We start from the raw sequence: 19,218 nt of genomic DNA on the forward strand, positions 1-19,218 counted from the left end.
CGGGCACGCCGATCCGGCCGTATCCCGCTGGATGTCCGCCTCTCGATCGGGCACCTACCAGCCCTTGCCATACGTCGCGACGCGACGTCGGACGACGTCACAACGACTAGCACTGCCCAGACATCCGGGAAAGCGCTCTCCGAACTCAGCACTTCATACATTCTCGGTATTCGCCAGCCAAGGCATAACGGACAATCTGGCGTTGTGCCTGGTCATACGGGCTAGCTAAGCGGTCGTCGCTAAGTCTCGTATGTGCCGGAGATGGAGCCTCAACGCCCGCGGGCCGACCTGGTCCGCCCAGCCGCACTGTCTCGTCGATCCTCGGGTCATGAAGGCCGCCCCCCATACGCCCAGTCATGCACCTCGATGTCGGCGTACCGGTTCGGGGTCAGGACGGCGCGCGCCGTGTCCAGGTCTGACGCCCGGACCAGCACCGCCGTACCTAGCCAGGTGGCGCCGTCGTCGGACAGCAGCGGCCCGTACGCGATCAGGTCATCGCGGTCGGTCGGCACGACGAGGTCGGCGGCCTGCCCCGCACCCAGGCCCAGCACCAGGTACCGGTTGCCACCGGTCCGGCCTCCGGCGAAGTCCCACATGGTGCGGCCTAGCATGTTGCGCCACCTGCGCAGCAGCACGTCCCGGTACACGCCGGCCTGGTAGTTGGGCTCCTCGAAGGCGAATGCCCGAGCGGCGGCGGGATCTGGTAGGTCGATGATGTGCACGCTGCCGGTGGGTGCGTCACCTTCGTCGGCGAAGGTCGGGCCACGGGCGATCATCTGCGCCGCGTATCGGTCCATGTAGGACCAGTGCTCTTCCAGCAGCTCGTTGCGCAGCGCCACAGAGTCGCGCCGGTCGCGGTGGAAGCAGAAGAACTCCATACCCAAATCTTTACCTCCACGCCGGGACCGTACGCAGGTGGGTGACCCACCCGGTCACGTTGCCTGCTACCGGTTGCGGAGTCGGGGCACGCGGCCGATGGCTTTGCGTTCGACGGCGAATGCCTGGGCCACGCGCGGGTCGCCGTGGCGCTGGCCGCGCCGCTGTGGCGCCCGCCAGCCGTATGCCCTTCAGCCGGTCAACCTTCTTGATCACCGGAAGCCCGCAACCGGGTGAGGATGTCCGCGATTTCCCGGGTCTCCTCGTGGTCCGGGCCGTGCAGCACGAGGAGGTCTTCGTGCAGCGGTATCAGTTCGGCGACCGCCTCTTCCGTGTAGCCCTCGGCGAGCAGCAGTATCGCGATGTTGCGGCGTAGGTCCACCGCCTCGGTGGAGACGTCGCCGTCGCGGGCGCGGACCTGGGTGAGGACCTGCCGGAACTGCCGTAGCGCGATGGTGGCCTGTCCCAGCCCGGCGCGGCAGTGCGCCGCCTGGCGCAGGCATTCGAGTGCATCGTTGCTGGTGGGGCCGCCGGTCCGGGTGAAAGCCGCGTACAGGGCGTCGAACTCGGGCAGGGCTGCGCGGAAGTCGCCGCTGATGATGAGGATCGCGGCTCGGCGCTGGCGCAGGCTGAGCACGCGCGGGCTCTCGATGCCGAGGGCGGCTGCCGCGGGCTCGATGACCTGATGCAGCGCTTCCGCGGCCTGGGCGTAGCGCTCATCGTCGAGCAGGTCGTCGGAGCGCGATATCGCGGCTCGGATCGCTCCGCGTAGCTCCGTTGCCCGTGCCGTCTCCGGCGAAGGAGTTGGGGGCGGGGCCGGCTGGTCGGGCGTGCCGGTCACGGTTCGGGGCCGTGGTGCATTGGGGTGGCGGTACAGCCGCGTGGGATCGGGTACACCGGCCGGCGCAAGGCCGGCCGCGGGCGGGCGCGCGCCCGCTTCGGGTAGGAACGGCACCAACCGGTCGTAGACGTCGTACGCGTCCCGAGGCCGCTGTTCGGGCTGTTTGGCCGTGAGGTCGAGGACCAGCGACTCAAGCGCTTCGGGTACGTCGGCGCGAATCTCTCGAAGGGGACGCGGCGCCTCGTACACGTGCTGGCGCATCAGTTCGAAGTCGCTACCGCCGTCGAAAAGGGTCTTGCCAGCGAGGAGCTCGTGCAGCACGCAGCCAAGGGCGTACAGGTCGCTTTGTGGGCTGATCTGGGCGCTCTGGATCTGCTCCGGCGGCATGTAATGGTGGGTGCCGACGACGCTGCCGGTCGCGGTGAGGCGGGTGACGTCGGTGCGCAGGATGGCGGCGATGCCGAAGTCAAGGACCTTGACCTCGCCGCCGGCGGACACCAGCACGTTGTCGGGTTTCAGGTCGCGGTGCACGACCGGGATGGCGTGCGCGTGGGAGAGCACAGTGCAGATCTGCGCCGTGATCGCCGCCGCCCAGTCGATCGGTAGCGGCTGGGCCGGGTCGATGTAGGCGCGCAGCGAGGTGCCGCGCACGTACTCCATAACCAGGTAGACCCGGTCGTAGGTGCGGTCGAGGACGGCATCGTAGACCTGGGGGACGCCGTGGTGCTGGATGCGGGCGGTGACCCGGGCCTCGCGGCGGAACCGCTTGGCGAACTCCTCGGCCTGCTCGGCGGTGGAGATCACGTCCGGGCGGATCAGCTTGACGGCGACCTCACGGTCGAGGACACCGTCGTATCCGCGCCAGACTTGCCCCATGCCGCCGGCGCTGATCTCGTCGACCAGCTCGTACCGGCCGACGATCGGCTCTACCCGCACCGTCACCCCCGCGCGTCGGCTGCCCCGTTCCGGGGCTCAGTGTCTCGTGTAGACGGTGCCCCGTCCAGGCTGAACGAGCTTCCGGACGGTCAGGCCGCGTCGTCCTCTACGCCCTCCTGGCGGCGGATCATCCGCCAGGCGGCGCTGCGGGCGCTGCGGTTGAGTGAGCTACGGAAGTCCTCCTGCGGGTCGAAGTACTTGCGGCCCATTGTGGCCATGGTGTCGAAGTGGTCCATCATCTTGTCCTCGAAGACCGGGTCGAAGACGTGGCCGAAGTTCTCCTCGTCGTTGGCGACGGCGGCCAGGCGCACCTTCGGGTCTTCGAGGGCCTCGTTGAACGGCGTGATGACGTCCTGTTCGGTGAATTCGGTGCCGTGCTTCTCGTTGAACCGGTCGATAAGCTCCGACAACAGCGACTTCTCCGGCTCTCTGGCCCCGCCGGTGCCGTCGCCGAACCCCTTGAGCTCGGTCTCACCCTCGGGAACGAGGCTGACGTCGTGGTCACCGGTGTGCTCCACCCGCAGGTGGCTCAGATCGACCTCGCCGATGTCCACGCCGCCGTCGTCACGGCGGGGCAGCCGATTGAGCAAGTGCCGCCCGTACAGGTAGAGGCGCTCCAACTCGGCGTCGGCGTAGGGGACGATTCCGGATAGGAAGCTGTACTTGCGGACGTAGTCGTTGAGGTCCGCCCGGAAGGCTTCGGCGCTCGCCTGGTCTTCCTCGTCGTCGCTGTTGAGCAGGTCGGTGAAGCGTGCCACCGCCGGGTCCAGGTGCCGATACAACTCGGCGTGCAGCTTCTCCCACTTCGCCGCCCGCCCGGCGGCCTGCTGCTCGGCCGCCAGATAGGCCGCCGCGAACTCCTGCATCTCCGCGTCGACGAGCAGCTCCGGGGCCATCACCTTGCTCTGCGCGGTGAACAACAGGTTGGGGTCGGATGGCAGGGTGGCGGCTTCCTCGAAGTACGGGCGGAATGCCTCCTTGATGTCCTCGGCCTCGTTGGCGAAGTCCAGCACCGCAAGGTCGGACTGGTCCTTGCGGTCCATGGTCCGGTTGAGTCGGGACAGGGTCTGCACGGCGGAGATGCCGGTCAGCTTCTTGTTGACGTACATCGTGGTGAGCAACGGTTGGTCGAAGCCGGTCTGATACTTCTCGGCGACGACTAGGATCCGGTATTCGGGCTGGCCTGCGCCGCCGGCCCGGGTGGCCTTGTCGTCCGCCCGCGTGTAGCCGAACGCCTTGGGTAGTGCCGTCTCCGACAGGCCGCCGTTCTCCTTGGCCTCGGTGGTCTCCTCACCGTCGTAGGTAAGGATGCCGGAGAACGCCACTAGCACGCCGAGGTCGTGGTAACCGCGGTCGTCGCGGTACCGCTTGATCGACCGGGCCATCTGTACGGCGCTGTGCCGCGACGCCGTGACCACCATCGACTTGGCCCGGCCGCCGAGCCTGCCGGCGCTGTGCGCCCGGAAATGCTCGACGATGATCTGCGCATGCTGGGCGACGGTGGAGTCGTGGGTCAGCGCATACCGGGCCAGCAACGGGTTCGCCTTGGCCGGGTCGACCTCCCGCTCGTCCGGGTTCTCGTTGACCAGCTTCCAGTACGTGTTGTAAGTGACGTAGTTGCGCAGCGGGTCGAGAATGAACCCCTCCTCGATGGCTTGCCGCATCGAGTACGTGTGGAACGGGTGGTACTTCCCGTCCTCACCGAGCGTCCCGAACTCTTCCAGGGTCTTCGCTTTCGGCGTCGCCGTGAACGCGAAGTACGACAGGTTCGCGGCCCGCTGCCGGCTCTTCGCCTTTCTCTTGAGCCGAAGGTCGGTGGTGGCCGTCGCGGTGGTCGCGCCCTCGTCGTCGGAGTCAGCGTCCAGGCCGAGGTCGCGCAGCACTTCACGAACCTTGCCAGCGGCTTCGCCGGTTTGCGACGAGTGCGCCTCGTCCACCAGAATCGCGAATCGGCTGCCCTGAATCTCAGTGGGGTTGCGCCGCAGGTAATCCACCAGCGCCGGGAAGGTGTGCAGCGTGACCGTGACGATCTTTCCGGTCTCCCGGGAAAGCGCCTGGGCGAGCTGCTCCGACTTCGCCCCGTGCTGCTCGTCGATCTTCACGACCAGGCCGGCGGTCTGCTCGAAGCTACCGACCGTCTCGCGAAGCTGCGAGTCCAGACTCCGCCGGTCGGTGATGATGATGACCTTGTCGAAGACCGGCGAGCCTGGCTTCAGCCCCGCAGCGGTCGCGTCCGGGTCCAGGTCGGCCGGATCGGTCGAGGTGTGCAACGACGACAGGCGGTGCCCGAGCCAGGCGATCGTGTTCGACTTCCCCGACCCAGCCGACGCCATGACCAGGTAGTTGTGCCCGGCACCGTGCCGGGCCGCGTGCGCCGTCAGCTTCCGCACCACATGCCACTGGTGATAACGCGGGAAGATCAACTTCTTTCGGGTACGCCCATCCGCGCCCTTCTCCTTGTGTAGGTGGACGAAGCGCTCCAGCATGTCGAGCCAGTTGTCCCGCTGCCAGATCTCGTCCCACAGGTACGAGGTGGCGTACTTGCCGAAGGCAGTGGCGGGCGGGTTGCCCTTGCCGCCCGGCCGGCCCGGCCCTCCGAGCCGGTGTTGAGCGGCAGGAACCGGGTCGCCTTGCCCCGCAGTTGGGTGGTCACGAAGACCAGGTCCGGGTCAACTGCGAAGTTGGCGATCACCCGCCGGGCGAAGATCAGCTCGGTGGGGTCTCGCTCGGTCCGGTACTGCTCCTTGGCGTGCTCCACGCCCGACCCGGTCAGCGGATTCTTCAATTCCGCCGTGGCGATCGGAATCCCGTTGAGGAACAGGGTGAGGTCGAGCCGGTTGCCGCGATCGGCCTGCTTGGTCGCGTACGCCAACTCGCGCACGACGCTGAGCCGGTTCTTCCGGTAGTCGCCGAGGATGGCATCCGACTCCACGAAGGACGGCTCGAAGTACGCGACCCGGATACGAGCCCCGCGGTCCTTCACGCCTTTGCGCAGCACGTCGAGCAGCCCGTCCGCAGTGATCGCCTGATCGAGCCGCCTGACGAAGCCCCGCTGCGCAGCGGCCGGATCGCCGGCGTAGAGGTCCACCACACCAGCCCACTCGGCAGCCTGGGTATCGCCGATGAACTCGAAGAGCCGACCGGTATCGAATCCTACGTCGGCCCGATAGTCGACACTGGTCCCACCTCCCACCCGCCGTCGCGGAGGGAAGCAACGATGGCATCACCAAACGCAGACTCATGATGGATCGGGCTCATGGCTGTCAGTCCTCGATTCCCCGGCCGCTAGCGGTAGACACATCAATCTGCCCGGTAACGGCTGCGGTGATTAGTGCCTGGCGCCGTTCGGCAATGAGTTTGCGATGTTTGGCGACGTGTATCCGGAGGGCCCCATGCTTTTCGAGCGCCTGCGAGGCCGCAGCGGCAAGCGCAGTCTGGCGAGATCGACTAGGCGTTGGGATCAGGATTCGCTTTAGGTCCCAGATGTTAATGCCCTTGATGGTGGCTCCGGTTACTCTCTGTTGGATTTGGTGAACCACGTTCGGGGACTCAAGCACAAGGCGGAGCCACGTCGGATCAGCATGCGGGCCAATAGAAATCCTCGCTGCATCTTGCGTTAAATTGGCGCCGGTTAGCTCGCCTGGAACAACTGCCACCTCGCCGACACTTCCACGGATTGCGATGACCAAGTCGCCACCCTTTAGGCGCGATCGTGCGTAGCCTGACTCGATCTCCCTGGTGGTCCTGCTCAAGAGGGTCGGGGACAGTCGACTCGCAGCAACATCGCCGCCTTTTACAATAGGCACGCCGTCTTCGACGTTCGGTCCGGGCAGAACGATCCCATACATGATTTGGCGAAGCTGATCAGTCAGGTGCATTAGTGGAGTCCAACGCCAATTAGGTGCCAGAGGTCCTCCCGCTATGACGCCCTGATTGTTAAGCAATTCGCATAGGACGGCCCGATCGCGCTCTCTAACATCTCGTTCGAAGCTGTTCAAGTAGGCGCCGAGCTGGTCGATACGCGCGGTTTCAGCGTCAAGGAAGCCGGCGATGCGACGCTGTTCTTCTATTCTTGGGTACGCCCATGGCGCCGAGAATAACGCCCCTGTATCGAGATTTTGGATTCCTGTGGTCTGTTTGATTGCACTCTGTGTGAGCCCTTGGAAGTAAGCTGCGGCAAGGGAGTATACCAGGTATCTCGATTCAATTCCGCTCGCAGGGGCCAGCCGAGAGCAAAAATTCGAACATACGGCGACAATTTCGTGACTGTCGAACATCGCCACCATTCCGACGGGTTGTTTTTCGCCGCCCCCCGATTTTTCAAGGATTAGGTCGCCGGGTCGTAGTCTATGTTGAATGAGTGTCCTGTGGTCGACATTCCGTTGCGGTGCATTTTCTATTCGCACTCGTTGTCGGGTGCGGTCAAAGTCGGTCGCCCGAATGCAATAGATGTCCGCACCGCCCCCGATTGGGTCATTTCCCCATACTCCATTTGTTGCAGAACCAATCATGTCCTTTAGGCGACCTCGGATCCAATGCCTCGGAGAATCGCCAACCCACGAATCCGCTGTCAGCGTCACTCCGTCACCTCACCCAGCAGCGTCTGAATCTCGGACTCGAGCGCCTTCAGCTCGGCGTCGATCTCGGCGAGCGGGCGAGGTGGCTTGTAGACGTAGAAGTGGCGGGTGAAGGGGATCTCGTATCCGATCTTGGTCTTTTCGTGGTCGATCCAGGCGTCGGGGACGTGGGGGAGCACCTCGCGGCGCAGGTATTCCTCGATATCCTCGTTCAGCGGGACGTTCTCGTAGTCGCGTAGCTCCGGATCGGGCTCGGGGCTACCCTTGACGAACTGCACCTCGCCATCCGGGTCGCGCACGCCGATGATTTCGCGCATCGCCTTCTGGAACGGGGTGCCGGTGGGCCAGAGAACCCCGGCCTCGGCCATCGTCTTGCGCAGCGTGTCCCAGGCCGCCCGCTTCGTCGTCCAGACCTGGCCGACCAGCGGCTTCAGCGCGGTGGCGAGCGCCTCGGCGTTCGTCACCTTCTGGATCGGCTTCGAGGCGGCCAGCTCGGTCAGCGTCTCCTCGGCGACCTCGAACCGGAGCTTCAGCGGGCGTTCGACGGTGATGCGACGGTAGCCGAAGTCTTCGTTGGCGAACACCTTCACCTTGGTGTGCATCGGGTGCTCAGTGTCCTGGGCGGCGTCGAGCGCTTCGGCGTACAGCTGGGTAATGGTCTTGATCTGGTCTTTGGTCAGGTATTTGCGCTTGTCGCCGAGGGATTTGCGCATCTTGGCGAACTGGTCCCGGGCGTCGAGCAGGACCACCTTGCCGCGGTGTCCGTTGGACTTGCGGTTGGTCAGGATCCAGAAGTAGGTGGAGATGCCGGTGTTGTAGAAGAGCTGGTCGGGCAGGGCGACGATGCCTTCGAGCCAGTCGTTCTCCAGGATCCACTGGCGGATGCGCGACTCACCCGACTCGGCGGCGCCGGTAAACAGCGGCGAGCCGTTGAAGACGATGGCGATCCGGCTGCCGCCCTTGCCGTCGGCGGTGACCGGCTTCATCTTCGAGATCATGTGCTGGAGGAAGAGCAGCGAGCCGTCGTTGATCCGGGGCAGGCCAGCGCCGAAGCGACCGCTCTCGCCGAGCGTTTCGTACTCGTGCTCGACGTCGTCCTTGACCTTCTTCCACTCCACTCCGAAGGGTGGATTGGCCAGCAGGTAGTCGAAGTGCTGGGCACGGTGGCCGTCGTCGCTGAACGAGTTGCCGAACTTGATGTTCTCCGGGTCCTGGCCCTTGATCATCATGTCGGAGCGGCAGATCGCCCAGGACTCCGGGTTGAGTTCCTGACCGAAGACGGTGACCGTAGCGGACGGGTTGAGCAACTTGATGTGTTCTTCAGCGGCGGAGAGCATGCCGCCCGTGCCGCATGCCGGGTCCATGACCGTCCGCGAAGCCACGGGCATGCTGAGCGCGTCGTCGTCCGGCGCGATAAGCAGGTTGACCATCAGCTCGATGACCTCGCGGGGGGTGAAGTGCTCACCGGCGGTCTCGTTGGACTGCTCGGCGAAGCGCCGGATCAGCTCCTCGAATACGTAGCCCATCTGGTGGTTGGAGACGATGACCTTGGGCTGGCCGTCCTCGCCGAGGACGGGCTTGCCGTCCTTGAGCTCGATGGGCCGCAGGTCGAGGTCCGCGAATCGGCCTATCACCCGGTAGAGCAGGTTCGCGTTGTCGAGCCGCCGGATCTGCTGGGGGAAGTCGTACTTTTCGAGCACCTCCTGCGCGTTCATGGAGAAGGCGCCGACGTACGCGAGCAGGTGCTTCGCCGCCTGGCTCGAATCCTTGGTGATCGCTTTCAGGGTGTAGCCGCTGGTGTTGTAGAAGCTGTGGCCGGCGGCGCGGCGCAGAAACCGGGGCAGGTCGACATTCACCTGCCCTTTCAGCCGGTCGTACTCCGCGAGGACCTTGTCCTTGGTGGGCTCCAGGACGCATTCCAGGCGGCGTAGCACGGTGAGCGGCAGGATGACCTTGCCGTAGTCGGACTGCTTATAGTCGCCGCGCAGAAGATCGGCCACCGACCAAGCGTGGTTCGCCAGCTCGGTGTGCTTGCTGCTGTTCAACGGGTTCCTTCCGTCAGGTCCGGGACGGGGACGTTTCTTGGACTATCGGCCGTGCTCAGGTTGCGGTGTCGGGTGGGAGCAGCGCTCCTTCGGTAAGGCCTGCGCTGAGCACCCGGGCGGTTTCGTCGGCAAGGCGGTTCGCGAGATCGGCGGCGAATCGCATCGCGTGCAATCGGCGAAACGCCACCGCGTACCGGTGCTGCTCGGGTAGTGGCAGTAGCGGTATCCGCAGGCGACGTACGTCGACTCGGACGATGCTGGTGCCGGTGGAGGCGGCGTTTAGGTTGTCCTCGCCGGCGAGGAATCCGGCGAGGAACCACGGGTCGAAGCGGGTGGGATCCGGTCGCAAAAGGTAGAGCTGCCGGCCCAGGAGGTGGCCGGCGTCGGCGTCGACGGCTACTCGGGCGACGCCGGCGCCGTGGTGCAGGATCTCGGGCAGGATGACGTCGCCGGCCTCGATGGTGATCTCCTCGCCGGTCTGCTCGGCGGGCCCGGAGGCGGGTCGGCGCGTGAGTACGTCCTGGGCCGTCAAGGTCCTGGCATGTGCCGCCTCGCCGCGTGACGCGTCCACCGCCTGACGGTTGAATATCGGGGCGCGTACCAGGGTCAACGCGTCACCGCGCAGCAGATCGGCGACGGTCGCGTGCCGCCATGTCCTGGCTGTGCCACCTGCGGGCGGCCAATGCTGTCCGCCGCTGAGTGCGGTCAGTCCGGCGGCGGCGCGCCGCAGCCTGTCCCGCACCGCGAAAGCGGCAGCGGCCAGTTCCTCCGGTGGGGCGGCTGCCGGTGTCGCCCGGACGTGGCGTGTCGGGGTGAGGTCGACGGCCTCGTCGAGCAGGTCGACGACCGGTAGGGCGCGTGCCTTACCGGGACAGTGTCGAAGGCGTCCGGATGCAGGTCGTACTCGCGCCAGGTGTCGAGCACGGCAGCACGCAGCGTGGGCCAGTCGACGGTGGGGCGTCGGGCCGGTGTTTGTCCGGTGTGGCGCGCGTCGTTGGTGGCCGTGTCGACGAAGAGGATCTGCTGTGCCGGAGTCGTCTGCTGGTGCGGGCGTTGGAGCAGCCACAGGTGCAGCCCGATGTGCAGCGGGGGTGCCGCGCCGGCCGGGAGGGCGATTACGGCGCGCAGTGTGCCGCTACGGACAAGTTCCGCCCGGATGCGTCGTCCCGCAGCTCGTTCGGCGGTGGCCGGTGGCATGAGCATGACGACCCGGCCGCCCTGCTGCGTGTGGCTCAGGCAGTGCTGCACCCAGGCCAGTTCTGATTCACTCTTGGGGGTAGGGCGAACATCCATCGTGGATCGTAGGCCAGTTCCTCGTGGCCCCAGTCCCGGTCCCCGTACGGCGGCGCGCACAGTACCGCCTCCGCGAGCAGCCCGGGGAAGCCGTCGGCACGCATGCTGTCACCGGCACGCACGGTTACCTGAGTGTCCGGTGTCTCCAGCGTAATGCGGACCGCGGCCTGAGCGGCCTGGCCGGCGACGACATCCTGGCCGTACAGCTTGGTCGCGCCGTGTTTCCCTGCTGCGATCAGCAGGCCGCCGCTGCCGCCGCAGGCGGGGTCGAAGACACTGACCGGGTAGGGCTCACCGGGGGTGGATAGCAGGTCGGCGATCAGTTCGGTCAGCGGGGCCGGGGTCTGATAATTGCCGCTGGCGGTGTCGTCGGAGTCGTATTCGGCCAGAACCTCGGCGGTCGGCACGGCGCCCGTCTCGGCGACACAGCGCAACAGAGTGCGCAGCAGGTCCACGCTCTCGCCCTGATACCGCTGATCGTCGACCCCCGGTACGTGGCCGTGGTACCGCTTGACCGTTTCCCCGATGCGAGACATCAGCGCCTCGTCGGGAAGTGCTATCACGTCTTTGAGGTCGCTTGGGTCCATCCGCCCAGCGGCGAGCACCAGAGGGAGCAGCCACAGCGGCGCCACCTTGGTTGTCAGACCGGCGCGCAGGTCGTCCGCCGGAGAGCCGGCCGGAAGCTGCCCCCGGGCGGCTAGCCACGCGCGCACCGCGACAAGGTCGTACGCCGGGCTGGCTTCCGTCCCTCCGGACGGCGCGGGGAAATCCGGGTGTCGCCGGCGCCAGTTGCTGACCGTGGCGCGCGTGACCCCGCCAGCCGGGATATCTCGGCGGCGGTCACCTGGGCAAGGTCCGGCATGTGACGTCCTGTCGGTCGGTACACGGATGTGCTACCCCGCACCCTACACGAAGTCAGAACCGTGTAAACGGTTTGACAGTGCTTTCATTGAGTCGCATGCTATGGTTGCTTTCAGCTCAACAGCACGTAGCTGGCCGCTACTGCTCCGGCGGAGCCGAACGCGCCCGCCTCGCTCCATCTCAGATAGCGCCACCCGGCCTTGTCGCACGCGACCGGCCCGGGGGTCATCCGCGAGCAAGGAGAAAACGCTCCATGAGCGAGACCACAAGCAACCGCCCACCCAGTCGCGACGACGAAACCCGCCCGGCAGCGGCAAGCCGCCGGCGGCGGACCACACGACGCGTGACCCGGCCCCGATCGACGTACCGCACCACGGTCTACCGGATGCGCGTCGACCTCGATCGCGAGAGCCTGGCGGCTGTGCTCAACCACCGCTACCTGCGCGGCAACGACTTCACCACGGTGACCACGGAGGTTGCCGGAGCGCCGGCCCTGCTGGTCCACGGGCACGTTCCGCAACCCATCGCCGACTGGTGCCCGATCATCACCGGCCTGACCGGTGACACGATGACCGTCAGCCACAGCAGCGCCGGCTGCGTCCTGCTCATCGCCGTCGACGACCAGGTGTACGCCTTGGCCTACGGCACCATCGGACGGTTCATGATCGACGCGGAACGGATCGACCCCGGGTTCGGCATCGCGTTCGCGATCCGGGCGATCGAACCGGAACAGATCCGCCGGGTCACCCGTCGCGTGCTGGCCTCCACTGGCCGGGTCGAACGCAGCCTCGTACCCGGCGGACAGCACATCCGCCGCTACGGCATCGAGGGCTGGGGCGAAATCGTCGGCCAGCTGTCCGGCCACCTCACCAACACACAGCTCACCGTCGTCCGCGGCAGCGGCCGCCCGGTGTCCATCGCCGGAGCCGAGTCGCTGCAGATCGCGGTCAGCACCGACCCCGCAGGGCTGCTGGACGACCTGCGCGAGATCAGCCGCGTCTGCGCCCGGGAGTCCCCTCGCCAGACCTCGAATTCATCGCCCAGGTCCGGCCAATACACCCGGGGACAGCACCGCCCGGCTCGACGTACTCCTAGATGATCTGCTGGGCACTTACGGGCACCCCGACCTGGGCCTTGCCGTGCCCGCCTCCCAGATTGAGTACGAAGCGTCCGCCCAGTCGTACGTGATCAGGGCGCCGTACCGTGCGATTCGCACCCCCGACCTCGACTTGGACATGATCCTCGAACGCACCCGGAGACGGCCCGCCGGACGCCGGCTGGAGGCGCTGAAGATCGGCTCCATCGGCCTATGCGCCGACCCGGACGGCCGCGAACTGCTCACCCCGGCGGTCGCGGCGCACAAGTGGATCACCGCCGAGATCTCCCTCGGAGCGGCCCGCATGATCTACCACGAAGGCCGCTGGTACGAGATCGGCGTCGAGCATCTCGCAATCCTCCGCGCCGAGATCGAGCAGATCCTGACCCGGACCCCGACGATCGCCCTGCCCCGTGGACCGGCGACCTCGCCAACGAGGACGCCTACAACCGGATGGTCGCTGAACAGGGAACCGAATACGTCCTGCTCGACAAGCACTTCCTCAAGACCAGGCAGCACCGCCGTGGCCCCGGCATCGAAGCCTGCGACCTGCTCGGGCCCGCCAACGAACTGATCCACGTCAAGCGCGCCGAACGGTCGGCACCCCTGAGTCACCTGTTCGCCCAGGGCGAGGTCTCCGTCGACGCGTTGATCCACGAGGCTGAGGCGCGAGAGCGGCTCGTCGCCCAGGTGCACGCCGAACGTCCGGGGCACCCCATCGACACGACCTTCCAGCCCCGCAAGGTGGTCTACGCCATCGCGCTCGGCGAGGGCAAGCGGCTCACCGCCGACACGCTCTTCACGTTCTCGCAGGTCGCGCTCCACCGGACAGTCCGGCGCCTGCGCGGCGACAATGTTGACGTTGAGGTGGTGTCGATTCGAACGTGATACCGAAAGAGCCGGCCATGGGGGCTTGGTGTGCACACGCTTGGGCTCCCTGGGTATGGTCACAGGGGCGAACCCCGCCGTTACCGAGGTGCTGCTAACGCCTCGGTCCCGCCCGGGGTTCGTCTCTGTGTGGCGCGCCTTATCTGAGTTTCTTGGCGTAGGTGTACAGCACGCCGGCGATGGCAGGCACTGCGATTGCCGGGATGCCCAGCTTGGCTCCAGCCTTACCTGCCGCCTTGATCGCCGCTCCGGCGACCGCGGCCAGGACGATGAACTTCACGATTGACTCCACTGCTTCCTCCTTTCGTCTGACGACGGACGGATCGCGTCACTTTTTGGACGCGAGGTAGGCGACGGCAAGAACAGCTCCAAGTGCGCCGACCAGCATGAGGGCCTCGCGTTGGTCCAGGCTGTTCTTGCCGTTGTTCGGAACGATGAGTTCTGACAAGGGTTTACCGCAGTGTGGGCAGTTGCCCACTGCCAGCAGATCCCGCCCCGTGATGTCCTTACTGCAGTAGGGGCATGTGCCGATGCGATGGCTTGCCCGCTCGGCGAAGGCGCTCAATGTCGCCAGCTGAGCCTCAGCCGCCTGCAGCCGAGAATTGGTTTCAGCAAGACTCGCCTCCAGCCGCTCGACGGACAAGCCCTTCGCGGCTGCCAATCCACGGTCGAGCAGATCCACGACGCCTGCCGTCAAGGACGTGCCCTGCCGGCTGGCGTAGGCGTCGACCGCTTCCTTGAGTGCGGTCGGCACGCGGGCGTAGATGACATCTTGGGCCATGAGCAGATGCTAGCGATCTTGCAAGGCTTTCGCAAGGCGATTGCTAGGCGCAAAGGCGCTCCGTGCAGATCAATGCCTCCGTCCGGGGTTCTACGTCGACGTCGTGCGTGGACTCTTCCTGTCGGTCCTCAGGAGTCTGCGGACATGACGTTCAGTCACTCCCAGGTGAGCGGCGATGTCCGCCGTGCTCGCGTCCGGACGTTCCTCCCTCACCTTCAACGCGGCTTCGGACGCGTTGCGGCCAGTCCTTCGCCGATGCTCAGACGCCCCAGAGGTCTTTCGTGTCCGGACGGCCGGGGACGTGCCGGCCGGTTCCGGCGGGGTTCCCGCATTGGCGTGCGCAACAGCATCAGCAGCAACATCGAGCGGGTCCGCGCCCGCGGGGAGGCCCACTGCCTCGGCATGTGGCGTTGATGTCCGTCGGACGCGGGACAGCATCTCCACCACGAGCAGGAGCGCGATGGCTGGCCAGGCGGCGACGATGCGGGCGCCGAGGGTGGGTTGAGCTGCGGCGATGTTCGCTGCGACGCTGGCCCCGACACCCGCGATGAACGCGACCCGGGCCGACCAGCGCACTGGTCGTCCGGCGCGTTGGTCGTCCACCATCGCGGTGGAGGCGACGATGAGCATCCCGTCGACCGAGATCGGCAGGACGTACGCAACCTCCGGTCGCTCACCGAAACGCAACGCGACGTGGACCATATGGCTCCACGACGACCAAGCAGCGATGGACGCGACCGCGACGGTGCTGACGTTTCGTGCGACGCGGGTTGGGCTCATGGGTGCACCTCCTCTCGGATGCGTTGCTGGATGGTCCGGACCTCGTCCGGGTTAACGGATGGACGTCCGGCGATGACCAACTTGGTCTGGACATCGGCCCATCGGGTCCATCGACGGACCACTTCGCCGGTGTCCAGTCCGGTCGCGGCGGCAACGTCCGTCACCGTGGCTCCGGCCCGGAGCGCGGCGTGGATGGTGATCGGCTGCCAGCGGCTCCACCAGGCCACGACCGCGGCGGCGAGGGCCAACTCCGCCAGTACGCCGTCAGGCGTCGGATCGGGAGCGTGGTCCAGTGTGTGATCGTGCAGGTTGATGAGGAGTTGGAACGGGTTGATCTTCTCAGCGTCGGTGAACCGTGTCGGCGGTGGGAGGGCTCGGCTCATCGGCGGCCCTCCTCGACGACGAACACGTTGAGGAGCCTCACCGTGCGGACGAACACCTGGTACGCCTCGGTGTCCGAGGTCGTGCTCTTGGTGAGTGTGTCGAGCAGTTGCTTGACCAATGCCGTGACGAGGGCATGGCGTACGGCCTGGCGTGCCGGCAGGTGCAGGGCGGTCCAGGCGGCAGGGTCGAGGCCGGCCGGGAGTTCGGGGCGGCGGGTCGGGGTCATCGGGCACCACCCCGCGCCCGTGACCTGGTCAAATGCGCTGGTAGCGGGTCACCGGTAACCGTGATGGGCGGTGTTCGCGGCGACGCGTCCGGCCCACGAAACGCGTACCCAGACGCAGGCAGAAACGTGCCGCGCATGTTCGTGTGCATTTGGGCTTGGTTGCGTTTCTGGTGTTTATGGCACATCCTTGGGACTATGGCGGTTCGTGAACGTGACCTGTTGACGACGAGCGAGGCGGCGGTGCTGCTGCGATCATCTCGCCAGCATGTCGTCGATATCTGCGAGCGTGGACTGCTGCCGTACGTCAAGGTCGGTGCGCATCGGCGGCTGCGTCGGGCGGATGTCGAGGCGTTCCTGCGTCCGGAGCTGACTCGTGACCAGCTCAAAGCGCTGTGGTTGCATCGCGCGGTGGCTGGCCGACTGGTCCAGGATCCCGACGCGGTGCTGGCAAAGGCGGCGACGAACCTGGAACGACTACGCCGGGTCCACCCGGACGGAATGGCTGCCAAGTGGCTTGATCGATGGCGCGTGGTACTCGACTCTGGCGTCGAGGCCGTGCTCGACATGCTGGCGTCTCGGGCACCGGACGCGATCGAGTTGCGGCAGAACTCACCGTTCGCGGGGGTGTTGCCAGAGGCGGAGCGCCGGGCCGTGCTGGCGGCGTTCGCCGACCGCTGGCGCAGCGCGCACGCCGCATGAGGCGCGAACACCTGGAGCACGTGCTGCGAGCCGCTTCGCAGATCGCCGGTGACCCGGATGTGCTCGTCATCGGCAGCCAGTCCGTGCTCGGGGCGATCCCGGAGGAACGTCTGCCGCCGGCGGCGACGGCCTCGATCGAGGTCGACGTGGCCTTCTTCGACGACCCCGACGACCGCAAAGCCGATCAAGTCGATGGGGCGATCGGCGAATTGTCGGCGTTTCACGAGACCTTCGGCTATTACGCCCAAGGGGTCAGCGTGTCGACGGCCGTCCTGCCGGCGGGGTGGCGTGACCGCCTCGTCCTTGTGGAGACGTCCAGCACCACTCCTGGTCGCGGATACCTGCTCGACCCGCATGACTGCGTCGTGTCGAAGCTGGTAGCAGGGCGGGAAAAGGACTACAACTTCGCCAGTGCGCTCATCGAGCACCGGCTCATCGATCCAGCTGTGCTTGCCCAACGCGTCGAAACGGTCGAGGTATCGGACGCGCTCCGGCACCGATTGCGCAACTGGATCTCCAGCCAGAACCGATCTTAGGCGACAGTCAGAACCGGTTTCGCATTCTGCCGCGCCGAGCACAAAAGGATCTCGAGGATACGTAACATGACGATGGCCGGCGCTTGATCCCTGTGCACCCTGTCGTTCTGGTCAGCCAGGTACTCCGATGTACCAGACCCAGCCGGCCCGGCCACGCACGCTGGATACCCCGCGCCGACCCGCCGCTTTACGCTGGTGGTGTGAGGCCCCGGAGCCGCTGCTGCTTGTCGTCGACGGCAACAGCCTGCTACACCGCGCGTACCACGCCGCGGCCACAGGGGAGTTACGCGACGGGGAGGGGCGGGCGGTGTGGGCGCTCAAGGGCCTGGTCACCCATGTCGCCCATGCGGCGGCCCAGCTGCGTCCGGACGCCGTGCTGGTCGGCTTCGACTGTCCAGTGTCGTCGACGAGGGCGGACGACTACGCCGGGTACAAAGCGCATCGGCCGGCCAAGCCAGCGGATCTGCAGGAGCAGTTGGCCGCCGCGCCGGACCTGCTGCGCGCGGCTGGGCTGCCGGTGCGCGTCCCGGCTGGCTACGAGGCCGACGACGTTCTCGCCAGTTGCGCGGCGAAGGCTCGGGACACCGGCTGGCGTACGATCCTGGTCACCAGCGACCGCGATGCCTTCGCGCTGCTTGACGCGAGCACCTCGGTGTTGCGGATCCGCAACGGTGGCCGCGACGCCGCGGTGCTGGTGAGGGCCGCAACCCTGCCTGGCGTGTGCGGGGTCGAGGCGTGGCAGTACCGCGACTTCGCCGCGCTGCGCGGCGATCCGTCCGACAACCTTCCCGGGGTGCCCGGCTTCGGGCCGGCGACCGCCGCCGACCTGCTCGCCGCGTTCGGGACGGTCGACGCGGCGTGGGCGGCGCTGGATGGTGGGAGGGCGGCTGAGGTGAGCGCGGCCGTGGGCGCACGGGCGGCCGAGCGGTTGGCCGGACCGGCCGCGCGCGAGGTGGTGGTGCGTAACCGCCGGTTGATGCGGATGCGTACTGACCTTCCGGTGCCCGATCTCGAAGGGATCAGGCTCCCGCTTGAGATTTCCAGGATGCGACGCGCGCTCGCCGGGCGGGGCATCCTGCTCGGCCCGTCGTTGTGGGCACTGACCGGAGGCGTTTCCCCGGACGAGGTCACGGACGCACCGGCATGGGTACGCGTGGCTGTCCGTCCACCGCGTTCGCGCCGGCCCGGCCCGATGCCGGGTCAGCTCACCCTCTTCTGACCGCGAAGGCTCCGCTGAAGCAGCGCCAGCTACGCAGGAGTTCGGCAATGACTAGCGGCAACCGACTTTGGTCGATGTCAGATCGCCCGATGGCGGTAGTGGCCGTTGGGTCGATCACGCCATCGTGGTGGGGTGACCGAGACTGCTGTTACGCGGTTGTCACGCTGGCGGCGGCTGACCCCGGTGATGGCGCTTCTGGTGTTGGCGCCGTGGGCGGCCGAATGCTCGTGGGGTGGCTTCACCCTCCAGAATGTCCTGCCGGTCGTGCTGATCCTCGCACCGCTGTACGGCGGGGCGGCGGTGGTCATCCGGGAGATCGCACGCCGTACGGGCGGCGGCTGGCCGGCGATCATCCTGCTGGCCGCGGCGTTCGGTCTGTTCCAGGCCGCCTTGGTCGACCAGTCGCTGTTCAATCCTCGGTACCTCGACGACACCGAGTTCGCCGACTGGGCGGGTGCTGCCAACGCGACGCGGGTGCCGGTTCTCGGCTTCAGCGCCGAACAGGCGTTCGACTACATCGGCAATCATGTGGCGCTGAGCATCTGCGCGCCGATCGCGCTCGTGGAGTCGTTCGTAGGTGCGCAGCGCCGGCATCGGCCGTGGCTGGGCGCGTCCGGCCTCGCTGCCGTCGCGGTCATGTACGTGCTCGGCAGCCTGTTGATCTTCTTCGACGATTCGGGGCGAAAGAGCTTCACCGCCAGCCCGCTGCAGTTGCTGTTCGCCGGGTCGGTCGTGCTCACGCTCGTCGGGGCCGCGATCCTGCCCCGGTTCCGGCACCGCCGTACACCGGCAACAGCGAACGCACCCCGGCCGCTCTGGATCGGGATGGTCGTGCTCGTCGCGCACCTGGCGTCCTGGCTCGTGACCGGCTGGCCGGCGGTCGCGGTGCGCGCCGCGGTGGTCGCGGTGGTCGCGACTGTCATCGTCATCTGGTCCCGGCGCGCCGGTTGGGGTCAGCGGCACGTGCTCGCCGCCGGGTCGGCCGGCCTGCTCGTCGCGGCAGCCCAGGCATACCTGGTGCCCAACTACGCGCCCGCCTCACCGACAGCGGCACTGGTCGGCGACGTCGCGGTCAGCGTCATCACGCTCACACTCGTCGGGGGCGCGTTCTGGCGGCTGAGCCGCACCCCGACGCCCGTCCGGCCCACATAGCGGTGCGCGGTCCGTGGCAAAATCGGCC

At 66.9% G+C, this 19,218-nt stretch carries 17 protein-coding genes and 2 pseudogenes; 6 read left to right on the plus strand and 13 right to left on the minus strand.

Annotated elements, in window-relative coordinates; genetic code table 11:
* Positions 1-326: 326 nt before the first annotated feature.
* The 8 genes and pseudogenes from Prum_RS18490 to Prum_RS55080 all read right to left on the minus strand — a co-directional run bounded on the left by Prum_RS18490 (position 327) and on the right by Prum_RS55080 (position 11,155).
* Positions 327-878 (minus strand): YciI family protein, encoded by a 552-nt coding sequence (locus Prum_RS18490; protein WP_173077680.1) that lies wholly within the window; start codon positions 876-878, stop codon positions 327-329.
* Positions 879-1,075: 197 nt separating this feature from the next.
* The gene (locus tag Prum_RS18495; protein WP_246277968.1) at positions 1,076-2,659 is read right to left on the minus strand and encodes a serine/threonine-protein kinase; all 1,584 of its coding nucleotides are present in this window, start codon (positions 2,657-2,659) and stop codon (positions 1,076-1,078) included.
* Between the two features lie 83 nt (positions 2,660-2,742).
* Complete coding sequence (locus tag Prum_RS18500; RefSeq protein ID WP_218577283.1) at positions 2,743-5,046, minus strand: type I restriction enzyme subunit R domain-containing protein; 2,304 nt, start codon at positions 5,044-5,046, stop codon at positions 2,743-2,745.
* Between the two features lie 26 nt (positions 5,047-5,072).
* A complete protein-coding gene (locus Prum_RS49615) occupies positions 5,073-5,741 on the minus strand; it encodes a type I restriction endonuclease (protein ID WP_218577284.1) in 669 nt (222 codons plus the stop codon).
* Between the two features lie 175 nt (positions 5,742-5,916).
* Complete coding sequence (locus Prum_RS18505) at positions 5,917-6,939, minus strand: hypothetical protein (RefSeq protein ID WP_218577285.1); 1,023 nt, start codon at positions 6,937-6,939, stop codon at positions 5,917-5,919.
* A gap of 290 nt (positions 6,940-7,229) precedes the next feature.
* Positions 7,230-9,275 carry a type I restriction-modification system subunit M gene (locus Prum_RS18510; RefSeq protein WP_173077682.1) on the minus strand — a complete coding sequence of 682 codons (2,046 nt, stop codon included), beginning with the start codon at positions 9,273-9,275 and terminating at the stop codon, positions 7,230-7,232.
* Between the two features lie 55 nt (positions 9,276-9,330).
* Positions 9,331-10,017, minus strand: coding sequence for a restriction endonuclease subunit S domain-containing protein (locus Prum_RS49620; protein WP_218577286.1), 687 nt, complete (start codon positions 10,015-10,017; stop codon positions 9,331-9,333).
* A pseudogene (locus Prum_RS55080) lies at positions 9,981-11,155 on the minus strand (HsdM family class I SAM-dependent methyltransferase). The gene Prum_RS49620 and the pseudogene Prum_RS55080 overlap by 37 nt, the downstream one beginning before the upstream one ends.
* 617 nt (positions 11,156-11,772) lie before the next feature.
* Here Prum_RS55080 and Prum_RS53855 point away from each other — a divergent pair.
* Together Prum_RS53855 and Prum_RS53860 are read left to right on the plus strand one after the other, a co-directional pair.
* Positions 11,773-12,528: a DUF6119 family protein gene (locus Prum_RS53855; protein WP_173077683.1), complete on the plus strand. Its 756-nt coding sequence runs from the start codon at positions 11,773-11,775 to the stop codon at positions 12,526-12,528.
* Positions 12,529-12,556: 28 nt separating this feature from the next.
* Positions 12,557-13,413: pseudogene (locus Prum_RS53860) on the plus strand (DUF6119 family protein).
* Between the two features lie 139 nt (positions 13,414-13,552).
* Here Prum_RS53860 and Prum_RS18535 read toward each other — a convergent pair.
* The 5 genes from Prum_RS18535 to Prum_RS18555 form a co-directional block, all read right to left on the minus strand.
* Positions 13,553-13,693 (minus strand): hypothetical protein, encoded by a 141-nt coding sequence (locus tag Prum_RS18535; protein ID WP_173077684.1) that lies wholly within the window; start codon positions 13,691-13,693, stop codon positions 13,553-13,555.
* A gap of 48 nt (positions 13,694-13,741) precedes the next feature.
* Positions 13,742-14,194: a hypothetical protein gene (locus Prum_RS18540; protein WP_173077685.1), complete on the minus strand. Its 453-nt coding sequence runs from the start codon at positions 14,192-14,194 to the stop codon at positions 13,742-13,744.
* 90 nt (positions 14,195-14,284) lie between these two features.
* The gene (locus tag Prum_RS18545; protein WP_173077686.1) at positions 14,285-14,974 is read right to left on the minus strand and encodes a DUF2637 domain-containing protein; all 690 of its coding nucleotides are present in this window, start codon (positions 14,972-14,974) and stop codon (positions 14,285-14,287) included.
* Entirely contained in the window at positions 14,971-15,357 is a 387-nt protein-coding gene (locus tag Prum_RS18550; RefSeq protein ID WP_173077687.1) for a hypothetical protein, read from the minus strand. The genes Prum_RS18545 and Prum_RS18550 overlap by 4 nt, the downstream gene beginning before the upstream one ends.
* Positions 15,354-15,584, minus strand: a complete 231-nt coding sequence (locus tag Prum_RS18555; RefSeq protein ID WP_173077688.1) for a hypothetical protein — start codon at positions 15,582-15,584, stop codon at positions 15,354-15,356. Before Prum_RS18555 ends, Prum_RS18550 begins: the two co-directional genes overlap by 4 nt.
* Positions 15,585-15,803: 219 nt before the next feature.
* Between Prum_RS18555 and Prum_RS18560 the strand changes: the two genes are divergently transcribed.
* From Prum_RS18560 to Prum_RS18575, 4 genes are all read left to right on the plus strand, one after another.
* On the plus strand, positions 15,804-16,283 hold the full coding sequence (locus Prum_RS18560; protein ID WP_246277970.1) for an excisionase family DNA-binding protein: 480 nt from the start codon (positions 15,804-15,806) through the stop codon (positions 16,281-16,283).
* A gap of 59 nt (positions 16,284-16,342) precedes the next feature.
* Positions 16,343-16,819 carry a DUF6036 family nucleotidyltransferase gene (locus tag Prum_RS18565; RefSeq protein WP_246277971.1) on the plus strand — a complete coding sequence of 159 codons (477 nt, stop codon included), beginning with the start codon at positions 16,343-16,345 and terminating at the stop codon, positions 16,817-16,819.
* A 127-nt stretch (positions 16,820-16,946) separates the two neighbouring features.
* Positions 16,947-18,038, plus strand: a complete 1,092-nt coding sequence (locus tag Prum_RS18570) for a 5'-3' exonuclease (protein ID WP_173077689.1) — start codon at positions 16,947-16,949, stop codon at positions 18,036-18,038.
* Between the two features lie 132 nt (positions 18,039-18,170).
* Positions 18,171-19,190, plus strand: a complete 1,020-nt coding sequence (locus tag Prum_RS18575) for a hypothetical protein (protein WP_246277972.1) — start codon at positions 18,171-18,173, stop codon at positions 19,188-19,190.
* Positions 19,191-19,218: the final 28 nt, after the last annotated feature.

Source organism: Phytohabitans rumicis, from assembly GCF_011764445.1.
Taxonomy (GTDB): domain Bacteria; phylum Actinomycetota; class Actinomycetes; order Mycobacteriales; family Micromonosporaceae; genus Phytohabitans; species Phytohabitans rumicis.

Excerpts from the sequence above, each read along its gene's own strand:
- Prum_RS18505 (WP_218577285.1), bottom strand. The coding sequence starts at position 6,939 with ATGGTGGCGATGTTCGACAGTCACGAAATTGTCGCCGTATGTTCGAAT.
- Prum_RS18555 (WP_173077688.1), bottom strand. The coding sequence starts at position 15,584 with ATGACCCCGACCCGCCGCCCCGAACTCCCGGCCGGCCTCGACCCTGCC.
- Prum_RS18540 (WP_173077685.1), bottom strand. The coding sequence starts at position 14,194 with ATGGCCCAAGATGTCATCTACGCCCGCGTGCCGACCGCACTCAAGGAA.
- Prum_RS18550 (WP_173077687.1), bottom strand. The coding sequence starts at position 15,357 with ATGAGCCGAGCCCTCCCACCGCCGACACGGTTCACCGACGCTGAGAAG.
- Prum_RS18570 (WP_173077689.1), top strand. The coding sequence starts at position 16,947 with ATGTACCAGACCCAGCCGGCCCGGCCACGCACGCTGGATACCCCGCGC.
- Prum_RS18490 (WP_173077680.1), bottom strand. The coding sequence starts at position 878 with ATGGAGTTCTTCTGCTTCCACCGCGACCGGCGCGACTCTGTGGCGCTG.
- Prum_RS18545 (WP_173077686.1), bottom strand. The coding sequence starts at position 14,974 with ATGAGCCCAACCCGCGTCGCACGAAACGTCAGCACCGTCGCGGTCGCG.